The sequence below is a fragment of the Desulfobacter sp. genome (genome assembly GCA_028768525.1).
GTDB lineage: Bacteria > Desulfobacterota > Desulfobacteria > Desulfobacterales > Desulfobacteraceae > Desulfobacter.
The window spans coordinates 4,028,138-4,051,692 of record CP054837.1 but is presented as its reverse complement, the minus strand read 5'-3'; the positions used below and the strand labels follow the sequence as shown (position 1 = coordinate 4,051,692).

Below are 23,555 nucleotides of genomic sequence, written 5' to 3'. Positions count from 1 at the left end.
TCCATCCATTTTTCCATAACGCTTTACAACCAGCCAAAATGCTACAACAAAACAGTTTTAATACACCATTCCGTAAAAACATAAAACCTCCAGAAAACGTTTTGCTTTGTAACAAGAGATATTCGCCTTTTTCGTCTCAAGGGATCAAAAATTATTGATTATTAGTCAGTAGTAATGAAGACGCAGGAGGATATCAATTTTGGGCCGGGAACTTTCTATAATCGCTCAAATTTTCAAATGATAAACCCACTACTATATATCGGGGATGGTCTTTACACTGGAACGCGCATTTAAATACCGGATCAAGCTGATATCGGGAGAATCAGCTAAACCGGGGAACAAACTTACTCTGGGAAAATAGGGCAAGCCCTTTCCTTAAATTTGTTCCCTTCCTCAAACGTTCGAAAAAAAACCATGCCCACCGGCCTTGAACAAGGAGGCACCCCGGCTCAAGGCCGGGACACCGAGGCTTGGACCGGTCATGTCGATTACCTGGGGGATCAGGTATAGATGGCGCCCGTATAGCCAAGCTGCCTGGAGATGGCCTGGGCTGTTTTTTTTACCTCACCCACCAGGCGGTTTTCATTTTCCGCGAAATAGGCTTCCTTTCCAGAGATGGCAAAGGAGGCGATGACCTGGTTTCTGTGGTTGTAAATGGGGCCGGAAATGGCATGGATGCCGGCCAGCCCCTCGGCCCGGCTGAAACCGACGCCGGCTTCCCTCACCCGGTCCAGTTCGGCCAGGAACTCAGCTTCATCGGTAATGGTGGTTTCCGTTGATTTAATATAATTATAATCCTTGAGAACCTCATCCCTGACCTCGGGCTCGGCAAAGGCCAGGAGGATTTTTCCGTTGGCCGTGTTATGGACGGGCACCACCGCCCCCACTTCGGGATAGGCAATCACGGCCTGGTCCGGGTCCACCTTATAGACCACCACGGCCTGGCCGCCGGCCAGCATGCAGACATTGACGGATTTTGCAAATTTATAACAGAGCCGCTCTGCATAGACACGTACCATGGAAAGCACATCGGACTGCCGGGCATACTGTAGCCCCAGCCGGAAAAGCACCGGTCCCAGCCTGTATTTCGAATTTTCAGGGTTCTGCTCCAGGAGCTGGTGGGCGGCCATGGTATTGACCAGGCTGTAGATGGTGGGTTTGGGCAGGTCGAGCTCCCTGGCAAAATCCTTGATTGCCAGTTCCTCGGCTCCTCCCAAAAAGAGCTTCAACGCATTGATGGACCGGTCAACCGACTGGATGATACGGCCCTGGGATTTTTTCTTGGGTGTCATTTACTATACTGCCATTGCAGTCTTTCTTTGAGGATAACGGTTTTCCAAAATATTCACAATATCGGAGGAATAACACAAAGAACGGTTTTTAGCCAGGGATATGCGTCTTGGGGTCAGCTGTCCCTGTCCGGCCTCTTTCTGGCATACCACCGCTGGCCGCCATAGAGTCTGTCTGAACATTCCGGGCAGATGCCGTGGCTGAACTGCGCGTCGGAATGGCTTTCAATATAGGACTCCAGCCGGTTCCAGTATCCCTGGTCGTCGCGGATCTTCTTGCAGGAAGCACAGATGGGCAGCAGCCCGGACAGGGCGTTGATCTCTTCCATGGCCTTTACCAGACGCTCATGCTTGAGTTCAAGCGCGATTTCCGCCTGCTTTCTGGATGTTATATTCTTTGAAATGCAGATGACGGTATCCACCTCACCGGCGGCATTGAAAATCGGTTTCACCGTTGTCAGATACCATGTGTCCCCAGTGGGCAGCGGCACCCGAACCTCAATTTCCTTTACAACGCCCCGGGAAAAAACCTCCCGAACAACGGCAAACCGCTTGTCCGCCTCATCCTTTTCAAAAATGTCCCAGATGGTCCTGCCGATGATCTCTTTCGCGGTCCGCCCCACCCCTGTTGCAAAGGCATTGTTCACATACCGGTATTGGCCATTCGGGTAAAATGAAAATATGGGATCCGTGGACTCATCCATCAAAATCCGATAGTGAGTTTCACTCTCTTTCAGCCTTGCCAGTTCATCCAGCAATTCTTTCCTATCCACAATCCGGGCTCCTTTGCAATTGACGGCACAATGGCAGTCTAACAAAAACCGGTAAAAAAACAGAGCATTTTATATTCCGGGGCCCCCCGTGGGGGACCGTCCCCTCCCCTGCAAACAATTTTAATAATGGGGCGGTTTTTCATTGGCCGGGGCATCAATGCCCATGGCCTGTTCCCTGCTTATTTTCAACAGCTTTTCACAGACGGCGCCGAGCCGTTCTATCTCTTTTTGCTGCTCACAGACCACCTCGTTCAATTCCTTGACGGTCTTTTCCTGGTATGCCAGTTTGGTTTCAATATCCATTAAACGGTTTTCATCCACGATTGGTTCTCCCTGTTTTTTTTAAACGAAAACATTGTTGCCGAAATTAATCATCCCAAGCACTTAGGCATCCAATAAAAAGAACCGATCCATCTTGCTTGTCTTTTTATCCGTCTTCTTCGTTGGCCCAAGGCTTATATAGCTCGTTATACGCGCCTTAAACACGAATAAAAATCAGGCGCAATATGTAAAGGTTATTTCCACTCGCTGCCTTAGAAAAGGCTCAGCTGCTTTCCTCCCATGATTTCGGCCACACTCATGTCCGAAAAATGGAGCACGGCGTCGGCAATGGGTTTAAGCTGTTTGTCAATATAATGGCCGTAGTCCAGGTCTTCATGGGGCAGGGCCGTGGGGATAGGCCCCCTGGTGGTCATGACATAGGCAATCTCCCTGGCATTTCCCATCTTATCCCCCAGCAGCCGGGCCGCCTTGACATGGGGCGGCACCACCTTGACATATTCCCCGGCGGGCTTGGTCAGCCGTTTTCTGTAGATCAGGTCCCGGTCATGGCGCCCGGCCTTGATCTCCATGATTTTCTGCCGGATCCACCCCTCCACCTCCTCCCCCTTGAATATCCTGTTAAAAAGATCATACTGGAACTGCCGGGCAAACCGGGTCCAGTCCGAGCGGACAAACTCCAGCCCGGTAAAGACCAGTTCCCTGTCCTCACCCTTTTGAACGAGGCCGGCATACCGCTTTTTGGCACTGTCCCCCCCGCCCCTGAGGGCCGGCAGGAAAAACCGGACAAATAATTTCTCAAATTCAATCTCCAGATGGGACTCTAAGTTGAATGTTTCCCTGAGGGTCCGGGTGAGAAAGGCATTGATGGCCAGGGCAAGCTGCCGGGCTGCCGCCTCCCCGTCCTTGGATTCACCGGGTTTGAGCTGGACAAATACGGAATCCGTGTCCCCGTAAAGGACGGCATATCCCCGGCCTTCCAGAAATTCCCGGGTGGTTTTCAGCAGCCACCTTCCCGTGCCGGTGATGGACCGGGAAAGGTCGGGGTTGTAAAACCGGCTCTTTGTGGTGCCCATGACCCCGTAAAAGCTGTTCATCAATATCTTAACCGCCTGGGAGAGGTGGGCGTCCTTTTTCTTTTTGGCCCTCTCCCGGGTCTCCATCAGGGTGGTGATAAACTCGGGCAGCACATGGACCGTCCTGGAAAACCGTGGGCCCACAGGGGTATCCAGGGGATTGCTGCCGGCCTTGAGCCTGGAGAGGGGATCGATTTTAAAGGTCCGGATAATGGAAGGATAGAGGCTTTTAAAATCAAATACGGCGATCTGCTCGAAAAAACCGGGGGACTTGGTGAACACCCATCCCCCCGGGGCATGGCCGATATCCTTGATGTCTTTAATATTCGGCGCCACCAGGCCGTGGCGGTGGATCTTGGGGAGCATAAAATGGTCGAATGCGGCCACGGACCGCCCCACCCCGTCCATGGCCAGCCCCGAAAGCTGCGCCCGTTTCCAGGTCAGATCCATGAGGCCGGTCCGGGCGAAAATCTCTGCAACCAGAGTGCAGTCCAGGAGGTTGTACCGGGCCAGGGCCGCTTTGTCGTGGCGGAACCGCCGTTCAATCTCCGCCACCTTATCGGTTTCTTCTCCGATATCCTTTCCCCTGCCCAGCACCTCACCGGCCACCGTCTCCAGGCGAAAATTGTCAAAGGAATAGAAGGCGCCGCGCAGGGCCGGCGGTCCGTCAATGACGATGCGGCCGCTGATATCGGCGGCAAATACCCCTTTGCGGATTTCCCGGATATCCGGCACCCGCCGGTCCCGGCCCAGGGTGAAGGGGATGCCGTGTTCCCTGTACTTGTTTGCCAGGAACACCAGGTCAAACCCGATGACATGCCACCCCATGAGGATATCCGGATCCAGCACCGCCGCCACCTCGTTAAATCCCCTGAGCAGTTCCGCCTCACCGGGCAGGCGCACCATCCAGCCGGTCTCTGTCAGGGGGACGACCGCCCCGCCGGGCAGCCGGATATCCAGCGGCAGACCGGCGGCCGCTCCCGTATTTCCGGCAGCGGCCGGGTCCAGCATCAGCACAATGCCAAAGGGCTCCCTTTCTCCGCCCTCAACATGGCAGGCAATGGAGTAAAGTTCCCCATGCTGACCGGTTTCAATATCCAGGGACATCAGGGAAAACCGGGGCTTGAAATCCGACGGGGCCAGGACCGGATCATTGAACCTGAGCATTCCGCCCCGGTATCTGCCCTCCCCTTTGATCAATACATTCCCGTTGATGAACCGCTCCATTAAAAACCGGTCTTCGGGCATGATATCCGATTCAAAGGTGGTGATCCCCAGGTCCCGGAGCTGCTTCCGGGCACGGTAGAGCATGGGCTGGTTCCTGAAATAAAGGGCGTCCACAGGCGCTCCCCCGAAGGCCGCCAATTCAACCGGCTTTCTCTTTTCAAAGGCCAGGTTCCCGGGCAGGGCAGCGCTTCGCTCAATAAAAAACAGGGGACGGTCCCGGGTGATCACCACCTCAAAGGGCCCCTGTGCCCCCCTGCCCGTATACCGCAGCAGCAGCCCGCCCCGGCTTTCCAAATGTTCCCGGGTCAGTATGTACCCTTGATAAGCGTCCATGGGGATATCATCCCATATCCGGCCCGGATTGGAAACCACTGCCGGCATATTTACAACCAATGGACAGCAGCGGCCTTACGGATGGGTATAAATTTTTATGGCACAGAGTTCTGGGCGGAGAGGGGGCGGACGAATGGTTTGAATATATGCTGCATGGGTACAATAATACTACATTATTGTTATATTCCCTTTTTAAAAGGAAGCCGATAAAATGCATCACAAGGCATGCCCAGGACGCACGCCAATAGAGAATGCCTAACACAGAGGAGGAATGGATATGATTAATTATCTGAAAATGGTACGGAATATTGTCGGCCCCATGGTTGATGCCATGCCCTACCCTGTTTTTATAGTGGATGAAAATGTCTCTGTTGTAGGCTTAAACCGGGCCTCTCAAAAAATGGTGGGGGCTGCCCCGGAAATGGTCCTCAGGCAGCCGGCCGGAGAGGTGCTTCACTGTCTCCATTCCACGGAAACCGAATCGGGGTGCGGCCATGCCGAATACTGCAAAGCCTGCATTATTCGCAAATCCGTTGCCAAGGCCTTTAAAACACAGAAGGTATCACGGAAAAAGGTCAGAATGGAGATCATATCCGGTGACCAGGTGGAGGAAATTTTCATCTCCGTCATTGCTTCCCCCTTTAACTATGACGGGACCTCATTGGTGCTGCTTCAAATTGAGAATATGACCGAAATCATGGAATTACGGGAATTGGTCCCCATCTGCGCCGGTTGCCATGACATCAGGGTGGATGATGAGTATTGGCAGAAAATCGACAGCTATCTGTCCAAAAATTTCAGCCTGAATTTTTCCCACAGCCTCTGTCCCGAGTGCCTTGAAAAATACTATGGCGAAGAAGACTGGTTCCCTGAAATGAAACAGAAAATCGGAGAGAAAAAGATTTTAAAACGCCTGGCCGCAGCCAGGGGCAAAAAAACGGACCGCCCGTGAACCACGGCCGGATCTCTATGCTGAGACCCGGCCGATTGCCAGAAAGCTGCGAAGATTCGTCTTGGTATTGATCAGTCCCAGTTTCTTTCTGATCTTGTTCCGATAGGCGGAAACGGTGCCGGGTGATATATTCATATACCGGCTGATCTGTTTGGTCGATTTCCCCTCCTTGATCAGATCGACGATCTTAAGCTCCCTGGGGGAGAGACTGTCCTGGAAAGGCGGGATGGAATATTTTTTTATTGGCACGGTCTTCATCACCGCCCCTTTCAGCAACCCTATAGTGGTGGTTTCAGGCTCTCTGCCGGCCACCTCCTCCTCAAGGGCCGAGATATAAGGCAGGACACGCTGTTCCAGGCGGGATCGAATGGTCTCCCGGATGGCCTGGATTTCGATTTCGCGGGTATCCACCATGGCGGCAAGGGCCCTGTTTGCATTTTCCAATTCCTCCACGGCCCGTTTAAGCCGGGTCTCTATTTTTTTCCGCTCCAGGATCTCCGCGTACAGTTTGCGGGACCGGTAAATCATCTTTTCCTCAAGTCTTTCAAGGGATTTTTTCTGTATCAGATCCCTAGTTTTCCGGAAAAGGCTGACCTCTATGGCGGCCTTGAGGTCGTCGGGGCTGAAAGGTTTGGCCAGACAGGCCATGGGGGCCGTCTGCTTTACCCGCCCAATTGTCATGTCATCCATGGGTGCGGTCAGGTATATGACCGGAATGGCAAACCGCTTGTCCAGAATCCGGGCCAGGGAAACCCCGGCCTCAATGCGCCGGATGCCGACATCCATCACAGCGAGGTCCGGCCGGGTCCGTTCGGCAGCTGTCAGGGCCTCTTTTTCCGAGGCGACATTGCCGCATACCTCATATTCCATTGCTGTCAGGCGATCTTCCAGGTCGGCCGCCAAGCACCGGTCCCCTTCGACGATGAGTATTCTGGCCCGGTCCATTCTCCCCCCTTTGTGATCCAGTCGGGCCGGGATGCTGTCAATGGCCTTGTTAAGAATTGAAACAAGATCAGGGAGTTGCCGGCTGACATGCATTGAAAACCCCACATCAGCATTAATGCCCCGCCGGTTCTCACATGGGTGATACTTTTGTTGCCAGCAAATCTGAAAGGCACGAACACGAATCTTTGATTTCGGTTTAATGGGCTCATATTACACAAACAGACTTTGAAAAGCAAAAAATTCTTGGGGCCCGGGTCACTAGACATCCCCCCATTGAAATTACAGCTTCAATGTCTTATCTTTTTCCGAACCGGCGCTGTTTATCTAATTACTGCAGGTGTGGTGACCTGCTGTTTCAGGAGTTGATGCGTGGAACTGATCCTTCCCTATTTCAAAAAAAATCTTGTCCGAATCATGGGCGGCATCCTCTGCATGATCGCCGTGGACCTGGCCCAGCTAGGGGTGCCCCAGATCGTCAAACGGGCCGTAGACACCCTGGCGGCGGCCGGGCTGGACCGCCAGGTACTGATGGTCCAATGCCTGATCATTGTGGGCCTGGGGATCTTCATGGCCCTGCTGCGCTACGGGTGGCGGATCCTGCTCATGGGGGCGGCCCGGGACCTGGAACGGGGGATCCGGGACAGCCTGTACGAACATGTGCTCTCCCTGGACCAGGCCTATTACGACAAGACCAAAACCGGGGATATCATGGCCCATGCCACCTCGGACATCAACCACGTACGCATGGCCTTCGGTTTCGGCATCATCGCCCTGGTGGACACCATCCTCCTGGGGAGCGCCTGCATCACCATCATGGTCTGGACCAGCCCCAAACTCACCTTGCTGACCCTGATTCCCATGCCCTTCCTGGTCCTGACCACCAAGTTTCTGGGCAAAAAAATGCACCTTTTCCACCGCACGGCCCAGGAGGCATTTTCCGCCCTTACCGAGCAGATCCGGGAAGGCTTTTTCGGCATCCGGGTCATCAAGGTCTTTAACTTCGAACCGGTGATTCAGGACAAGGTTGAGACGGCCTCCAGGGACTATTTCAGAAAAAACCTGAAACGGGCCGTGGTCAACGCCCTGCTCCGGCCCATGCTCGGTCTTTTCTTTAACCTGTCCACCCTGATCATCGTCGGCTACGGCGGTTTTTTAGTAATACATAAAGCCATCAGCCCCGGGGACCTGGTGGCCTTTATCCAATATCTGGGAATCCTTGCCTGGCCCGTCATCGCCATCGGCTGGATGACCAATCTCTTCCAGCGGGGCATGGCTTCCCTGAATCGGATCAGGACCCTGCTCAACGCCGAACCCGGCATTGACACGCCCAGCGCCCCGGAGACCATCGACCGGGTTGAGGGAAATATTGAACTGGCAAATGTCTGCTTTTCCTATGGGGGGGCGGCCCCGGTTCTCTCTGATATCTCCATGGATATCCGGGCGGGCCGCCGCATCGGCATCACCGGCCCGCCCGGATCGGGCAAGACCAGCCTGATCCAGCTCATCCCCAGGCTGTACGATCCGGACCAGGGCGAAATCCGCCTTGACGGCCGCCGGCTCAAAGACCTGGATCCGGAATTTCTCCGCCGCCGGATTTCCCTCATGGCCCAGGAGCCCTTTCTATTTTCCGGCACCCTTGAGGAGAATATTCTCATGGGCCGGGCCGCGGACAGGGACCAGCTGCACCGGGTGATCCGGCTCTGCGACCTTGAGGAAACCCTGGCCCGCATGCCCGACGGCCTCGACACGGTGGTGGGGGAACGGGGCGTCACCCTCTCCGGGGGCCAGAAGCAGCGGGTGGCCCTGGCCCGGACCCTTGTCACGGACAAGCCGGTGATCCTCCTGGACGATCCGGTCAGCCAGCTGGATACCCAGACCGCCCAGAAAGTGATCACCGGCATATTTGAAATGAATCCGCAATCGGCACTGGTCATGGTCTCCCACCGGCTATCGGCCCTGGCGGCCTGTCACCGGATCTATATTCTGGATAAAGGAAAAATCGCCGCCGCCGGCACCCACGAGGAACTAAAGGAGACAAACACCTTTTACAGGGAATCCTTCAGGGTCCAGCAGTTTGAGGAGGACGCCCATGTCTGATGCAAAGGGATTTCCCGGGGCCGAAGAAAAAAAGGTGCGCCTGGCCGACCTCACCCTGTTCAGGGAACTGCTCCCCCATGTCAGGCCCTATGCCTGGATGCTGGGGCTGACCACCCTGCTGGTGTTCATGGTTACCGGTTTCGAACTGCTGCTGCCCACCCTCACCCAGAAGGCCATTGACGGATTTATCATCCCGGCGGGGGATACTGCGGGCCTATCTTTTTTGGGCCTTCAGATCACAAGCTTCACCACCTTTTGTATCCTCTTCGGCCTGGTGATTGTCGGGGGCTTTACCCTGGATTTCTGCCAGACCCTGTTCATGGAATACTCGGGGCAGAAAATAATTCTCAACCTGCGGATCGTACTCTTTTCCCACATGACCGGGCTGCCGGTCTCCTATTACGATAAAAACGCCTCGGGCCGGCTGGTGGCCCGGGTGGCCGGGGACATCGAAAACATGAACGAGATGTTCACCAGCATCCTGGTATTTATCTTCAAGGACCTGCTGCTCATGGCCGGTGTCTTTGCCATCCTCTTTACCATCAACGCTCGGCTGGCCCTGTACCTGAGCCTGATCATCCCGGTGATTGTTCTGGCCATCGCCTACTTCTCCCGGGTGCTGCGCAATGTATTCAGAACCATCCGGCAGAAAATTTCCGAAATCAACCACCGGTTTTCAGAAGGGATCACCGGCATAAAAACCATCCAGACAAACACGGCCCGGCAGCGGTTCGTCAGGGAATTTCACGCCCTGAACCATGCCCATTTCAACGCGGCCATGGCCCAGATCCGGGTATTTGCGGTATTCATGCCCATGATCGGATTTTTAGGGGTGATGTCCACGGCCGTGATCATCTGGGCCGGTTCCTATTCCGTTGCCGGAGAGGTGATGACCCTGGGGGAACTGGTGGCCTTCCTTTCCTATATGAAGCTGTTTTTCAGGCCGCTGCGGGAGCTGTCGGAAAAGTTCAACCTTCTCCAGAACGCCCTGGCCTCTGCAGAACGGATCATCACTGTGCTGCGCACCCCCAGGGCCCGCCACCGGCTATCGGACCGGGCGGCCGCCCTGACCGGCATCGACCGGCTGGAATTTGAGGACGTAACTTTCTCCTACACCCCCGACGTGCCGGTACTCGAAAAAATCGGATTCACCCTGGATAAAGGCAGGTCCCTTGGCATTGTGGGCCGGACCGGCTCCGGTAAAAGCTCCATTATCAATTTGATCACGGGTTTTTACCGGCCGGACATGGGGATCATCCGCATCAACAGACAGCCCCACCAGAATATGGATATCCGGGATATACGCCGCCGGACCGCCCTGGTCATGCAGGATCCCATCCTGTTTTCCGGCACGGTGAGGGAAAACATCTCCCCGGCTGCCGGGAAAAATGATGATGACCTGAGGGCGGCCCTGCACAGGGCGAACTGTGGTTTTCTCTTTGATAAATTTTCAGGCCTGGATACCAAACTCAGCGAAGGGGGGCGGCCGCTGTCCTCCGGCGAGAAGCAGCTGGTCTGCATTGCCCGGGCCTTTGCATTCAACCCGGACCTCATCATTTTTGACGAGGCCACCTCCTACATGGATTCCCAGTCGGAAACCCAGGTCCATGACGCCATGAACAAACTCATGGAAGGGCGGCTGGCCATCATCATCGCCCACCGCCTCTCCACGGTGCGGGAATGCGGCAATATCCTGGTGCTCAAACAGGGCAAGGTGGTGGAACAGGGCAGCCATGCCGCCCTGGCCGCCCAGAACGGGGAATATGCCATGCTGCTGAAAAAAGAAACCATTTAACCCCGAACGGTTAAACCTCAGGGGTAATCCTGTGGTATCTCTTTTTCCCGGCCCGCAGCATCATTTCACCATCCTTCAGATGGACGGCGCCCACGGCCTGGTCAAATGCCACGACCTTTTCACCGTTGATATAGGCACCGCCCTGGCCGATGAGACGGCGGGCCTCCCCTGCTGATCTGGCTAGGCCTGCCCGGTGAAAGAGCTGGTAGGCGGGGATACCGGCCGCAAGATCGCCTTGGGGGATGCAGGTGGTGGGCAGGCCGGCGGAGACATCCCCGGCGCCGCTCCTGGGGATGGCGGAGGAGGGCAGAATCTCCCCGGACAAATCCCGGCTGCCAAAGGCGGCGGCAGCGGCGGTTCGGGCGTCCAACGCCGCGTCCCTGCCGTGGGCCAGGCGGGTGGCCTCAAAGGCAAGGATCTCTTTGGCCTGGTTGATGCCGGCCCCCGAGAGGCTGCCCACCTGCCGGATCTCCGCCATGGGCAGAAAGGTAAAAAGGGCCAGAAACTTTTCCACATCCAGGTCTCCCGTATTGATCCAGAACTGGTAGTAATCATAGGGAGACGTCTTCTCCGGATCCAGCCATACCGCGCCGCCGGCGGTTTTCCCCATTTTGGTGCCGTCGCTTTTTGTGATCAGCTTAAAGGTGATGCCGAATACGGTCTGGGCCCTGGTTTTCCGGACCAGCTCCACCCCGGCCAGGATATTTCCCCACTGGTCGCTGCCCCCCATCTGGAGCATGCAGCCCCGGGTGTCGAAGAGATTTAAAAAATCATAGGCCTGGAGAAGCATGTAATTGAACTCAATGAAACTCAACCCCGCTTCGGACTCAATGCGCTGGCGGTAGCTTTCCGCCTTGACCATGCGGTTAATGGAAAAATGCCTGCCGATATCCCGTAAAAAGGGAATGTACTCCAGGCCGGCCAGCCAGTCCGCATTATTGGCCAGAACAGCCCCGTCCCCGCCGAAATCAATAAAATGGGACAATTGGCCTTTGATGGCCTGCACATTGTTTTCAATGGTTTCAAGGGTCATCATCTGCCGCATCTCGGTCTTTCCGCTGGGGTCGCCGATCCTGCCGGTGCCGCCCCCCACCAGGGCGATGGGGCGGTGGCCGCAGCGCTGCATGTGGGCCAGGGACATGATGGGGATGAGATGGCCCACATGAAGGCTGTCCGCCGTGGGGTCGAACCCGATGTAACAACGCCTCCCCCCGGTGTTTAAATGATCCTCAAGCTCCGCATCATGGGTCTGGTTCTCAATGAATCCCCGCTCTTTTAAAATTCTTAATACATTCATTTTCAATAGGCCTCCGGTAAAAAATAAAAAAAAAGGGCTGCAGCCCGGAAACCCGCTGCAGCCCTTAAAAATAAAAAATGCCGCAGGCGCTTCCGGCCCGCGGCATTTATGTTCGTCGATTTTTATATGGAATCTATTTTATCATGGAAACACCACGGCAGCCGGATATGGATAATATCCGCAATAATAATAGGCCTGCCTGTCTGTATTCCGATGTGTCAAATTAATCCTCCAATAAAGATGTGATCTTATATACAGCCCCCCAATAAATATCAAGCGCTTTTTACGGTGACCGGTGAATCAGGGCTGGCGCATTTTTCTATATTCACGGCGCAGACCTTGTAATCCGGTGTGTTGGACACCGGGTCCAAAAAGGTTCCCAGCAGGTTATTGGAGTTGGCGTGGACAAAATGAAAATCCATGAAAATAGCCCCCCGGGGGACGGTGTCGTCGGCTTTTACCGGGGTAACCACCCTTCCCCGCCGGGAGGTGACACAGATATTATCCCCCGTGGCAATCCCCATTTTTAAGGCGTCCGCCACATTCATCTGGGCCATGGGATCGCCCATCTCCCTTTGAAGGGAGGGGCATCTTCCGGTCATGGAACTGGTATTGTAGTGGACATAACGGCGCCCCGTGGTCAAAATAAAAGGAAATGAGCTGTCCGGCAGTTCTTTTGAGGGGCTGTATTCCACGCTGTGGAAAAGCCCTTTGCCCCGGGTGAACCGGCCATGGTGAAGAAAGGCGGTCCCGGGATGGTCCGGTGTCGGGCAGGGCCACTGCAGCCCGATGTGCGCGATGCGGTCGTAGCTGATGCCCGCAAAACTGGGGGTCAGTCCGGCCATTTCATCAAAGATATCCCCGGCAGCGCCATAGGGCATGGAAAGCCCCATGCGCCTTCCCAGTTCTGAGAAAATCTGCCAGTTGGGCATGGCCCGGCCCGGCGGTTCCACCGCCTTTCTCACCCGCTGCACCCGCCGTTCGCTGTTGGTGAAAGTGCCGTCCACCTCGGCCCAGCAGGCGCCGGGCAGCACCACATCCGCCATCTCTGCCGTTGAGGTGAGGAAAATATCCTGCACCACTAAAAATTCTGCAGCATCCAGGGCCTTGCGGACATGGGAGGTATTGGGGTCTCCCTCCACGGAATTTTCCCCGAAAATGAACAGCCCCCGGAGTGACCCCTGGATCAGGCCGTCCATGATTTCAGGGATGGTTTTGCCCAATCGGCCGGACAGGGGCCTGTCCCAGGCATTCTGGAATTTTTCCCGGGCGCCGTCATCGGTTACCGCCTGGTAACCGGGGTATACATTGGGCAGGGCTCCCATGTCGCAGGCCCCCTGGACATTATTCTGTCCCCTCAGGGGATTGACCCCGGCGGAGGGTTTTCCGATCTGGCCGGTGAGCATGGACAGGTTGGCCAGGGTTTTCACATTGTTCACCCCGTGGGCGTGCTCGGTAATCCCCAGGGTGTAGCAGATGCTGGCGTTCCCGGCCCGGGAGAAGTGTTTTGCAACGGCCCTAATGGTTTCTTCAGGCACCCCGCTCAGTTCAGCCGCCCTTTCAACCGGGTAGGCCCCAAGGGTTCGGGCAAGGGCCTCAAAATTTTCGGTCCGCTCTTCAATGAATGCCCTGTCATGCCAGTCGTTCTGGATAATCTCGTTCATCACCCCGTTGATAAAGGCGATGTCCGTTCCGAATTTCAGCCGGACATGGATGTCCGCCATCCGGGCCAGCTGGATTTTCCGGGGATCCACCACAATGAGCGTCGCCCCCCTTTCCTTGGCCCTGAACATCCGGTGGGCGATCAGGGGATGGGCTTCGGTGGTATTGGACCCCACCACAAGGAGGCAGTCGGCATGGGCGATCTCCTCGATGGAGTTCGTCATGGCCCCGCTTCCGAACGCAGCGGCAAGACCTGCCACTGTCGGCGCATGTCATAGCCGGGCGCAGTGATCGATATTATTGGTGCCGAAACCGGCCCGTACCAGTTTCTGGAATGCATAATTCTCTTCATTGGTGCTTCTGGCGCAACTGAACGCGCCGATGGCGTCGCCCCCGTGGGCCGCTTTTATTCTGGAGAATCCGGAGACCACGCACGCAAAGGCCTCCTCCCATCCAACCGGCTCAAGCCGGCCGTTTTTCCGGATCAGGGGCCGGGTGAGGCGGTCCTCGCTGTGGACAAATTCATGGGCGGTATGCCCTTTGATGCACAGCTTGCCCTGGTTCATTTCCCCGTCTTTCAGGGGCAGGGTATTGGTCAGCCTGCCGTCGGTCACCTCCAGCAGCATCTGGCAGCCGCACCCGCAGTAGGGGCAGGTGGTTCTGATACATTCATATTGCATGGTAAATTCACCTTTTATTTATGGTAGACCGTAAAAAGTCTTGATATATCACGCAAAAATTCGTTATGTCAATATCGGCAAAACGCAAAATACCCCGCCTGCCCGGCACCGCCGGTCCGGGATGCACTCCTGGGTCATCGGACCATCCAGGGCCGCGCACTGGGAGGGATTGATTAGTGGGGAAACAGGCCGAATGCCTTGAAAATGAAGATAAGGGGCAGATTTATTTTATTGCCGGTAACGCCTGGCCGCGGCACGGATGGAGGCTTCCATTAAATTATTAAGGCCATCGTATTCCAAGGTATGATTTTCCTTGCAATTGAGAATTATGTCAGTTAAATCTTCAATTTAATTGAATTTCGAATTTTCACCCGACCTCTCTTTCAGTTCTTTCAGCCGTTGGGTGTCAACAAAATTACCGGAATCATCGGTTATTCAACCAAGTAACGGGAGAGCCCAAACTTCACGCATTATATTATTACTTTAATACGAAGGAATGGATATGAAATCTAAATGCAGTCGTAGACGGTTTTTGTCATTGTGCTCCTATGGCACAATGCTGCTTGCTTATGGTGGATCTACATTTGCTTCCGACCTGCCACGTTGTGAGTCAGGAGAAATTGTTCGAAATGGCTGGCGTGCGAAATGGGATGGAAAAGCCATTGAAATCAAGGATGGTAAAAGGAGCCCTTCGCAACGGTATACGGAAGATTTGAAACTATTTTTCAAATCCCAATCTCATAAGTATCGAGGTGAAAAAGCGGGTATAAATAGTTTTTTACACCTGACATTCAACTATGACACTTCAATTTCAAATACACCATGGATATCCATACGTACCCCTCGTTTTTTTGAAACGAAAGCAGCAAGATATGATGCGCGATATAAAGTCGATTATGCAAAAGACGGGTATTATAGAACACCGATTTTAGATGGTGTTTCAGGTATGGCGGAGGTTCGCCTAACCTTAAGGAGAAAAGGGACAAGAGGACTGTATACGGTGATTAAAGCGTATGGCACCGGTACATTTTCACTTGAGGATGACGAATTAAACCGCTTTTTGGGAGAAGGGGCGAATCCTTTAGAAATAGAGTTCTCCGCTGACGGCCAGACCTTGTTTTCACGAAAGTATGACGTCAATGGTATTTTAAGAGCCTATTCAGAAGCGAAGCCTAAATACTTGGCAGAAAAATTGAGAGCAGATAACAAAAGATGCGACCCTGGATGCTTCCTTACAACCGCAGTCTGTGGCCATATCGGACTGGATGATGACTGCTGGGAGCTCAGGACACTGCGGAAATTTCGTGATAATTACCTGATGAAAACAAAAACAGGCCGGCGTCAAATAGATGAATATTATTCTATTGCCCCAATCATTGTTGAAAGAATCAACTTAAAAAACAATTCACAATATTTATATTTATCAATGTATTGGAAATTTATTCTGCCTTCTGCTGTCCTGATAAAAATGGGGCTTTTAGAAAAAGCCCATTCAAAATATTATTCATTGGTGAAATGGGCTAAAGCCTTAACTCTGTAGATAAAAACGGGGCAGGAGACCTCTTGCCCCCCATTGTTGATACCCGAAATTGGCCGTGGAATTAGAATGATTTTCAAAATAAAGTGTATAGATTGGATCTTCCGCCTGCGGCATCGCAACCCCAGGCGGGCAATTTGCCCCTGATAAAATAGACCCTGGCCGTGGGGTGGCCTCCCCTTTTTCCCTCCCCGGGTTTTGCCCCAATCGGGCCATTGCCATTGCCGGCCCCGGGGTGTATATATTGGCAGCACGATGAAGCCATATTGGATGGGAAACGCCTGCCCCGGGCCATGCACGCAACTCACTGTCGGGAGGAGATGATGAATCTGTCTGTTTTTCTTTTTATGGGTATTTTCCTTATCACCCTGGTGCTGACCATGGTGGGGCTGGGCGGGGGGCTGATTTTCTCGCCCCTGTTTTTACTTCTCGGATTCGCCAAATCCGATGCTGCCTCGGCCTCATTGTTTTTAAACCTGATTGCCGCCGCCTCGGCCGCATATACCTATTCCCGGGAAAAAATGGTGGATTTCTCCCTGTCGCTTCCCCTGATTCTTTCCTCGGCCCTGGCCGCCCCTGTGGGCGCGTATTTCAATGTCCGCATCGACATCAAGCCCTTTATGGCCATCATGGCCGGGGTGCTTTTTCTAGCCGGGTGCAGGATGCTGCTCTCCCCGCCCAAAAGCGATGACCAGACCGGGGTCAGCACCGCCAAGAAAATAATCAGCGGACTGGTTATCGGCGGTGTCATCGGCACCATGGGCGGACTCCTGGGAATCGGGGGCGGTGTGTTTGTGGTCCCTTTGCTGATCTATGTCATCCATACCCCCACAAAAATTGCAGCGGCCTCCTCAACCTTTATTGTCTGTTTTTCCTCCTTAACCGGATTTCTGGGCTATATGTCCATGACCGAGATAAACTGGATGTTTCTGCTGCCAGCAGCCGTGGCCGCCTTTGCCGGGGGACAGGCCGGGGCGAGGATCATGAGCAGGGGGCTCAAGGGCAAAACGATCCGCACCATATTCAGTATTCTCCTCTTTGCCCTATGTGCCAAACTGATCTACCAATCCCTTTTCATCTAAAACTTCCAGGAGGACCCCATGTCGAACCGTTTCAGATTTACCCGTATGGAACTGGCAGGATCACTGGGCGACCTGGGCGCCCTGCTTCCCATTGCCGCCGCCATGGTGCTGGTCAACGGCCTCAGCCCGGTGGGCCTTTTTTTCAGCATTGCGGTATTTTTCATTCTCTCGGGCATCTGCTTCGGGGTAACCGTTCCGGTCCAGCCCATGAAAGTCATCGGGGCCTATGCCATTGCAACGGCAATGGCCCCCTCCCAGATCATGGCCTCCTCCCTGCTCATGGGATGCTTTCTTCTCATTGTCGGGCTGACCGGCGCCATAGAAGTCATTAGGAAAATCACGCCGAAATCGACGATCCGGGGCGTCCAGCTGTCCACGGGCGCCCTTCTTATCTCAGGGGGAGTCAAGTTCATCATCGGCAAATCAAACTTCCAGGCCCTTCAGAATGCTGCAGAACCGTATCTCTCCATCCAGACCCTGGGCCCGTTGCCCATCGGCATGATCATCGGCCTGGCCGGCGCCATTGCCACCTTTCTGCTCATCGACAATAAGAGATATCCTGCCGGCCTGGTAGTGGTGGCAGGCGGGCTTCTCACAGGGCTGATACTGGGCGCCGGCACCGGCATCGGCCTGGGCAATATGGGATTTCATCTCCCTGAATTCCTCCCTTTTGGCTTTCCGGGAATGCCTGACTTTACCTTTGCCCTTTTTGCCCTGGTCCTGCCCCAGCTTCCCATGACCCTGGGAAATGCCGTGCTGGCCTATACCGACCTTTCGCGTGAGTATTTCGGCGATACCGCCTCAAAGGTGACAAACCGGAATGCCTGCATCAGCATGGCCCTGGCCAATTTTTTCAGTTTCTGCCTGGGGGGCATGCCCATGTGCCACGGCGCCGGGGGCCTGGCCGCCCATTACCGGTTCGGGGCCCGTACCGCCGGGTCAAACCTGATGATCGGTATGATTTTCCTGGTACTGGCAGTGGTGCTGGGCAATGACATCGTTAAATTTATCAACCTGCTCCCCATGGCCGTTCTGGGGGTTCTTCTGGTGTTTGCCGGTGCCCAGCTCACCCTGACCATCATGGATCTTGACACCCGCAAGGACTATTTTGTGGCCACCATGATCCTGGGCATCACCCTGGCATCCAACCTGGCCGCCGGCTTTATCGCCGGAATGGTCATTGCCCGGCTTCTCAAGTGGGAAAAACTCTCCGTTTAACCGGATGTCAGCCGAAAGGCAAAATTCCTCAAAAGCCCCTTGAATCCCGCCGTGATTTATGTAACTCTGGGCACGGTGATTTTCTCTTTTCCTGTTCGATGGAATCTTATGTACTGACAGCCTGCCCAGGGCCCATATAAAATTACCGCCACAAATACACTCTTTTCCAGTGAGGAAGACCATGGGTAAACCTGTTAAAATCGGATTTGCCGGAACAGACGCCCGGACCCTGCTGTCCGCTGTGACCCTGTCCCAGACAGGGGCCAACAAAAGCGGCCGGGCCTATCGGGGCATTGTGGTGAGGGGCACCCCTGCCATGCCCCGTTTCGCCGATGAAGTCATGGGCTGGGATGTTGGATTCGTCCCCACCCGGGACAATACCGTGGAAAGCTATGCATCGGCCATGGCAGGGGCCATGGCATCGGGAGAAATGGATTATGCCGTTCCAATGCCCGAATCCCTGATTTTCAACGGTATTGTGGACCTGATGGCAGAAAAAGGATTCGGAGACCGGGTTGCCGGACTGACACGGGCCGGTGCATTCATTGAGGGCGACAAGATCCAGTGCAAGGAATTCTGCAGGGATACCGGCATTCCCGTGGCCGACGAATGGACCGTCGCCGATGCCGCCTCCTTTTCCGAGGTCTCCCGGATGGTCCTGGATTACCTCCACAGGTACGGGGGGGCAGTCCTGAAGTTCCCGTACAGTGCCGGCGGCAAAGGGGCCAGAATCATTCTGGATGTATGGGAAATGCGGCAGGTTTACGATGACCTGCTCAAAGATTATAAGGCCGCTTACAAAAAAATGTTTAAAAAGCGGCCCTGGCCGCTGCTCATCGAATCCCGGATGGCCGGGGTGGAAATCAGTTTTACCATCCTGGTGGACGGCAGGGGGGGGTTTAGGATACTGCCCACGGCCATGGATTACCCGGAACGGTTTGAGGGGCCTGCCAGTTCCCTGAACCCCATCACCGGGGGGATGGGCAGCATCTCCCCCCACCCCCTTGAATCCAGGCTTCTCATTGAAATGGTAAAAGAACTGATCGCCTTTCCCCTGGTGAACGAACTCAAATCCCGGGGGCTGTTAAGGCCCTGTATCCTCTACCCTGGGTGCATCGTCTCCTTTGAACGGAACGGCGACGGGCTGTCGCCCTCTTCAATCAGGGTCTGCGAAATCAATATCCGGCCCGGGGAACCGGAATTCCAGTCCGTAATCCGGCGCCTTGCAAATCCGGGCCCCCTGTTTGAGGCCATGTTCACCGGCGAACTGGACCGGGTGGTCCCCGAGGTCCGAAAGGATCAAATCGCCGTCACCACCGCCTTTGTCACCGGACCCGGCGGGCCGGACGGCCAGAAAGGATATCCATGGCGGGTGACCCGCAACGAAAAAATCGAAATGGATTTTCCCTACCTTAAAAAGAAAGGCCTTCTGGCCCTGCCGTCGGCAATGGGATTTTCCGGGGAAAAAGGATTTGTCTCGGACGGCACCCGGGTGGTCTATCTGGTATGCAACGGGAGGGTCAAAGACAGCGGCTCTGCCGAAGAAACCGCCGCCAGGCTGATGAATAAGGTGAAAACGGCATTTGAAGGCGGCCGGATCCGTCTCGTTCCCAGGGAGGACAGCCGGGGCAACCGCTTTGATTTCAGGCGGGATATCGGTACCCACTATGGCCTTGCCCATAAAATATTTCCGGCGCCGCCATCCTGATTAATACATATTCCGTATATTTACAATCCAGGCCGTCGGCACACGCTTATTGCTTGCAGTTCTCAAAAAAAACATGTTACTACAGCATGGAGCCGACGTTCAACCGGATCAAATATCTTTCATTCTCCAGGATTCTTTAACATGGAAAAAAGACTCAGAATTCCCAGTGCATCTGATATAAAAGAAACGCTCAAAAGCGACCATAAGGCGCTGCCCAGCTTTACCCAGGTGGTCGCCAAAATGCTGTCGCTCTGCAATGATCCCAATGCCCCCATGGCAGATATCGCCAAACTGGTGGAAACGGATCCAGGCATTTCCACCAGGGTTCTGGGAATTGTGAACTCGGCGTTTTCCGGTTTAAAAAGAAAGGTGTCTGCGGTGTCGGAGGCAGTGGTTTACCTGGGGATTGATGAGGTTAAAAAAATCTGTCTCGGTGTGACCTTTTTCGAAAAAATGATCAAAGCCGGCAATAAAAACCGGTTTGACCGCACCTTTTTCTGGCGGCACTGCCTTAGCGTGGCCATCCTGAGCCAGGCCATTGCAAAGGAAATTGGATATCCCAGGCCCGAAGATGCATACACGGCGGGACTGCTTCACGATTTCGGAAAAATCGTCCTGGACCAGGCCGGCCGGGTCAGCTATGCCGGTTTCATCGAAAAAGCCGCCGCCTGTACCGGGCAGATGTCCGAAACGGAACGGGATCTCATGGGCATGGGCCACGACGATGTGGGGGCCTATTACGGACGGACCTGGCATTTCCCGGACGACCTCTGCCTGGTCATTCAATGCCACCACCGCCGGTTTGCCCACCTGGACCTTTCCCGGGAAGAGATGCAGCTTATTTCCATTGTTTCCCTGGCCGATTTTCTGGCCTGGACCCAGGGCATGGGGGCGGTGGATATTATCTGCCCGCCCCTGCTTCAGCCGGAAGTCGGCCGGGCCATCCGCCTTGACACCTTAGATTATGAAAAGCTCATCCGGAAAATGGATGAAGAAATTGAGAGCACCTCCCGGTTCTACCAGTTTTCTTTCCCCTCATCCGACCGGTTCAGGGCCAACCTGCTCCAGGCCAACCTGAAATTGAGCGCCATTAACTCAGACCGTTTTTTTTCCGGAGAGCCGGCCCCTTCAAAAGGAATTTCCCCTCCCGGGGCAGACGGTATCGCCGCAAGTCTCACCGCCCCCCACCACAGCCTGAACCCCAAAAAAATTATTTCAGCCACCCTGAGAGCCATCTGCGATGACTTCGGATTTGACCGCATCTATATCCTTAAGATGGTCAAGCGCCTGCGGCGTCTCCAGGTCACCGAATGCCTGGACCGGGGTCAATTCTCCGACGGCCTGTCCTCGGCCCGGATCTCCCTGGACGAAGGGGCCGGCAGATTTATCCGTTGCCTGAGAAATAAAGAACCCCTGGTGATTTCCGGCGCCACCCCCGGTGAAAAAAAGGCCCTGGAAACATTTTCAGTCCGCCAGATGCTCATCGTTCCATTCTGCAGCCACAACAAGGTGATCGGCCTTTTGGGGATGGACCATGCTGAATCGGGCAAGGATATAGAACCGGCGCTGTTTTCCTCCATATCCGTGGTGGCCAATGAACTGGGCCTGGCCCTGGAAAATGCCTCGACCTATTCAAAGGCCAGGTCCGTCTCCCTCCATGACGGGCTGACCGGGCTGTTGAACCGGATGGCCCTGGGCGACCTGTTGAGAAAATCATTCAGGAAAGCGGTGGACGGCGACACATCGCTTTCCCTGGCCATGGTGGATGTGGATTTCTTTAAAAAATTCAATGACCGGTTCGGCCACCAGGCCGGGGACAATGTCCTGAAACTCATCGCCGGGACCCTTAAAAAAATATCCCGCCCCTCCGACCATGTGGGCCGGTACGGGGGCGAGGAATTTATCGTTGTCCTCAATGATACAGACCTTCCCAAAGCTGCCGTTTATGCAGAAAGGATCCGCCGGGAAATCGAAACCCTCGGCACCCTTCTGTCAGACCGCTACCCGGGTCTTAAGCTGACGGTGAGCATCGGCATCAGCCAGTATGACCCGGATGTCAAAAACCAGGACGCCCTGGTGTCAAAGGCGGATAAGGCCCTTTACCGGGCAAAGGCAGAGGGCCGGAACCGGGTCGCTGCCGGTTAAACGGCTGTCTTATTTAATTTCATGCATTTTCAATTCATAAAGGAGTCTATGTTTTATGGCGATCCGTTATACACACACGAATATTGTGAGCAACGATTGGAAAAAATTAGTTAAGTTTTACAGCGAGGTATTTGAATGCAGGCCCGTTCCGCCCGAACGCAACCTCTCAGGAAAATGGCTGGATGAAGGGACAGGCTTAGATAATGCGTCTCTTCAGGGCATGCATCTTCGGTTACCCGGCCTTGGTGACAATGGGCCAACACTTGAAATCTACCAATATGAAAAAATTGAAAACAACGATTCCCCCAAGGCAAACAGGAAAGGATTCGGCCATCTGGCCTTTCACGTTGATGATGTCGAACACATGATGGAAAAAGTGATGTCATATGGGGGAGACTGCCTGGGAAAAATAACCGAAAAACAAGTGCCCGGGGTCGGTCTGCTGACCTTTGTTTATATGACGGATCCGGAAGGAAACATCCTTGAACTGCAGAATTGGTCATAACATATACCCTGCGGCTGACCGGGGATCCCGATTTCAACGCTGCCCTTGGAAGGCTGGCACCTGTGTGGCATATTCTTGATAATTTATCGTTAATGTGTTTTATCCTAGGCGTTGACAATGGCCATATTCAATTTAAAAGAAATGAAAGTCAGTTTATACAATGGATGTAAAAAATTTCAGTATCGGCAATATTCCTGCGATATTGTGGGGGAAAGAGTCAAGCAAGCTATTCATTGCAGTTCACGGACACATGTCGAACAAAGCGGATGACATCATTGCTCTATTTGCAAAACAAGCACAAACCAAAGGCTACCAGACGCTGAGTTTTGATCTACCCGAACATGGTGATCGCCAAAATGATCCATATCCTTGCAAGGCCCAGAACTGCGTTCAGGATCTGTTAAAAGTAAAGCGGTTTGCCGATTCAATTTCTGAGGATTTGAATTTGTTTTGCTGCAGTATAGGCGCATACTTTAGCCTGCTCGCTTATAAAGATATCAATCTAAATCAGTCCCTGTTTCTATCGCCGGTAGTGAATATGCTGGAAATTATTAACAACATAATGAGGTTTTGCGGAATCACTGAAACCCAGCTTGACGAACAAAAAACAGTCGAAACATCAATTGGCCATACCTTGTATTGGGATTATTATTGCTACGTGAAAAATAATCCCATTAAAGAATGGAATTCCAGCACATCACTATTATACGGGTCAGAGGATGAGATATGCAGTTTTGACTCGGTTTCAGATTTTTCAGACAAATTCAACTGCCATTTAAGCGTATTCGACGGCGGAGAACACTTTTTTCATACCCAGCCCCAATTGAAGTTTTTCAGCCAATGGCTCAAGAATGAATTCCTTTGATAATATCGTGACCTTCTCTAAACAGTTTTTTGAAACTCACCCCATCGCTGGCCGAGACCGCAAGAAGCCCAGCCGCCTTAAATGAGTGCG

General features: G+C 53.9%; 17 protein-coding genes. 10 read left to right on the top strand and 7 right to left on the bottom strand.

All coding sequences use genetic code 11. The features are described 5' to 3' along the window. Positions 1 to 500: 500 nt before the first annotated feature. From HUN04_17965 to HUN04_17950, 4 genes are all read right to left on the bottom strand, one after another. On the bottom strand, positions 501 to 1,292 hold the full coding sequence (locus HUN04_17965) for an IclR family transcriptional regulator (protein WDP91482.1): 792 nt from the start codon (positions 1,290 to 1,292) through the stop codon (positions 501 to 503). A gap of 113 nt (positions 1,293 to 1,405) precedes the next feature. Beyond that, positions 1,406 to 2,062, bottom strand: a complete 657-nt coding sequence (locus HUN04_17960) for a PAS domain S-box protein (GenBank protein ID WDP91481.1) — start codon at positions 2,060 to 2,062, stop codon at positions 1,406 to 1,408. A gap of 120 nt (positions 2,063 to 2,182) precedes the next feature. Next, complete coding sequence (locus HUN04_17955; protein WDP91480.1) at positions 2,183 to 2,383, bottom strand: SlyX family protein; 201 nt, start codon at positions 2,381 to 2,383, stop codon at positions 2,183 to 2,185. A gap of 212 nt (positions 2,384 to 2,595) precedes the next feature. Beyond that, complete coding sequence (locus HUN04_17950) at positions 2,596 to 4,977, bottom strand: DNA polymerase II (protein ID WDP91479.1); 2,382 nt, start codon at positions 4,975 to 4,977, stop codon at positions 2,596 to 2,598. A 277-nt stretch (positions 4,978 to 5,254) separates the two neighbouring features. Between HUN04_17950 and HUN04_17945 the strand changes: the two genes are divergently transcribed. After that, complete coding sequence (locus tag HUN04_17945; protein ID WDP91478.1) at positions 5,255 to 5,929, top strand: PAS domain-containing protein; 675 nt, start codon at positions 5,255 to 5,257, stop codon at positions 5,927 to 5,929. A gap of 15 nt (positions 5,930 to 5,944) precedes the next feature. On the opposite strand, the gene HUN04_17940 is transcribed toward HUN04_17945, so the two are convergent. After that, complete coding sequence (locus HUN04_17940) at positions 5,945 to 6,874, bottom strand: DNA-binding response regulator (GenBank protein WDP91477.1); 930 nt, start codon at positions 6,872 to 6,874, stop codon at positions 5,945 to 5,947. A gap of 369 nt (positions 6,875 to 7,243) precedes the next feature. Between HUN04_17940 and HUN04_17935 the strand changes: the two genes are divergently transcribed. Together HUN04_17935 and HUN04_17930 are read left to right on the top strand one after the other, a co-directional pair. Then, entirely contained in the window at positions 7,244 to 8,971 is a 1,728-nt protein-coding gene (locus HUN04_17935) for an ABC transporter ATP-binding protein (GenBank protein ID WDP91476.1), read from the top strand. Beyond that, positions 8,964 to 10,766 carry an ABC transporter ATP-binding protein gene (locus tag HUN04_17930; protein ID WDP91475.1) on the top strand — a complete coding sequence of 601 codons (1,803 nt, stop codon included), beginning with the start codon at positions 8,964 to 8,966 and terminating at the stop codon, positions 10,764 to 10,766. The genes HUN04_17935 and HUN04_17930 overlap by 8 nt, the downstream gene beginning before the upstream one ends. Positions 10,767 to 10,776: 10 nt before the next feature. Here the strand turns inward: HUN04_17930 and HUN04_17925 are convergent, their stop codons facing one another. Both HUN04_17925 and fdhF read right to left on the bottom strand, forming a co-directional pair. Then, entirely contained in the window at positions 10,777 to 12,063 is a 1,287-nt protein-coding gene (locus HUN04_17925; GenBank protein WDP91474.1) for a tyrosine--tRNA ligase, read from the bottom strand. A 272-nt stretch (positions 12,064 to 12,335) separates the two neighbouring features. After that, on the bottom strand, positions 12,336 to 14,405 hold the full coding sequence (gene fdhF / locus HUN04_17920; protein ID WDP91473.1) for a formate dehydrogenase subunit alpha: 2,070 nt from the start codon (positions 14,403 to 14,405) through the stop codon (positions 12,336 to 12,338). A gap of 502 nt (positions 14,406 to 14,907) precedes the next feature. Between fdhF and HUN04_17915 the strand changes: the two genes are divergently transcribed. The 7 genes from HUN04_17915 (at position 14,908) to HUN04_17885 (ending at position 23,465) form a co-directional block, all read left to right on the top strand. Continuing rightward, the gene (locus HUN04_17915) at positions 14,908 to 15,945 is read left to right on the top strand and encodes a hypothetical protein (GenBank protein ID WDP91472.1); all 1,038 of its coding nucleotides are present in this window, start codon (positions 14,908 to 14,910) and stop codon (positions 15,943 to 15,945) included. Positions 15,946 to 16,262: 317 nt separating this feature from the next. Continuing rightward, positions 16,263 to 17,024: a sulfite exporter TauE/SafE family protein gene (locus tag HUN04_17910; GenBank protein WDP91471.1), complete on the top strand. Its 762-nt coding sequence runs from the start codon at positions 16,263 to 16,265 to the stop codon at positions 17,022 to 17,024. An 18-nt stretch (positions 17,025 to 17,042) separates the two neighbouring features. Continuing rightward, the gene (locus HUN04_17905) at positions 17,043 to 18,242 is read left to right on the top strand and encodes a sulfate permease (protein ID WDP91470.1); all 1,200 of its coding nucleotides are present in this window, start codon (positions 17,043 to 17,045) and stop codon (positions 18,240 to 18,242) included. A 181-nt stretch (positions 18,243 to 18,423) separates the two neighbouring features. Further along, complete coding sequence (locus tag HUN04_17900; GenBank protein ID WDP91469.1) at positions 18,424 to 19,950, top strand: hypothetical protein; 1,527 nt, start codon at positions 18,424 to 18,426, stop codon at positions 19,948 to 19,950. 141 nt (positions 19,951 to 20,091) lie between these two features. After that, positions 20,092 to 22,095: an HDOD domain-containing protein gene (locus tag HUN04_17895; GenBank protein ID WDP91468.1), complete on the top strand. Its 2,004-nt coding sequence runs from the start codon at positions 20,092 to 20,094 to the stop codon at positions 22,093 to 22,095. A gap of 55 nt (positions 22,096 to 22,150) precedes the next feature. Beyond that, positions 22,151 to 22,600 (top strand): VOC family protein, encoded by a 450-nt coding sequence (locus HUN04_17890; protein ID WDP91467.1) that lies wholly within the window; start codon positions 22,151 to 22,153, stop codon positions 22,598 to 22,600. Between the two features lie 160 nt (positions 22,601 to 22,760). Next, positions 22,761 to 23,465 (top strand): alpha/beta hydrolase, encoded by a 705-nt coding sequence (locus HUN04_17885; GenBank protein WDP91466.1) that lies wholly within the window; start codon positions 22,761 to 22,763, stop codon positions 23,463 to 23,465. Positions 23,466 to 23,555 lie beyond the last annotated feature (90 nt).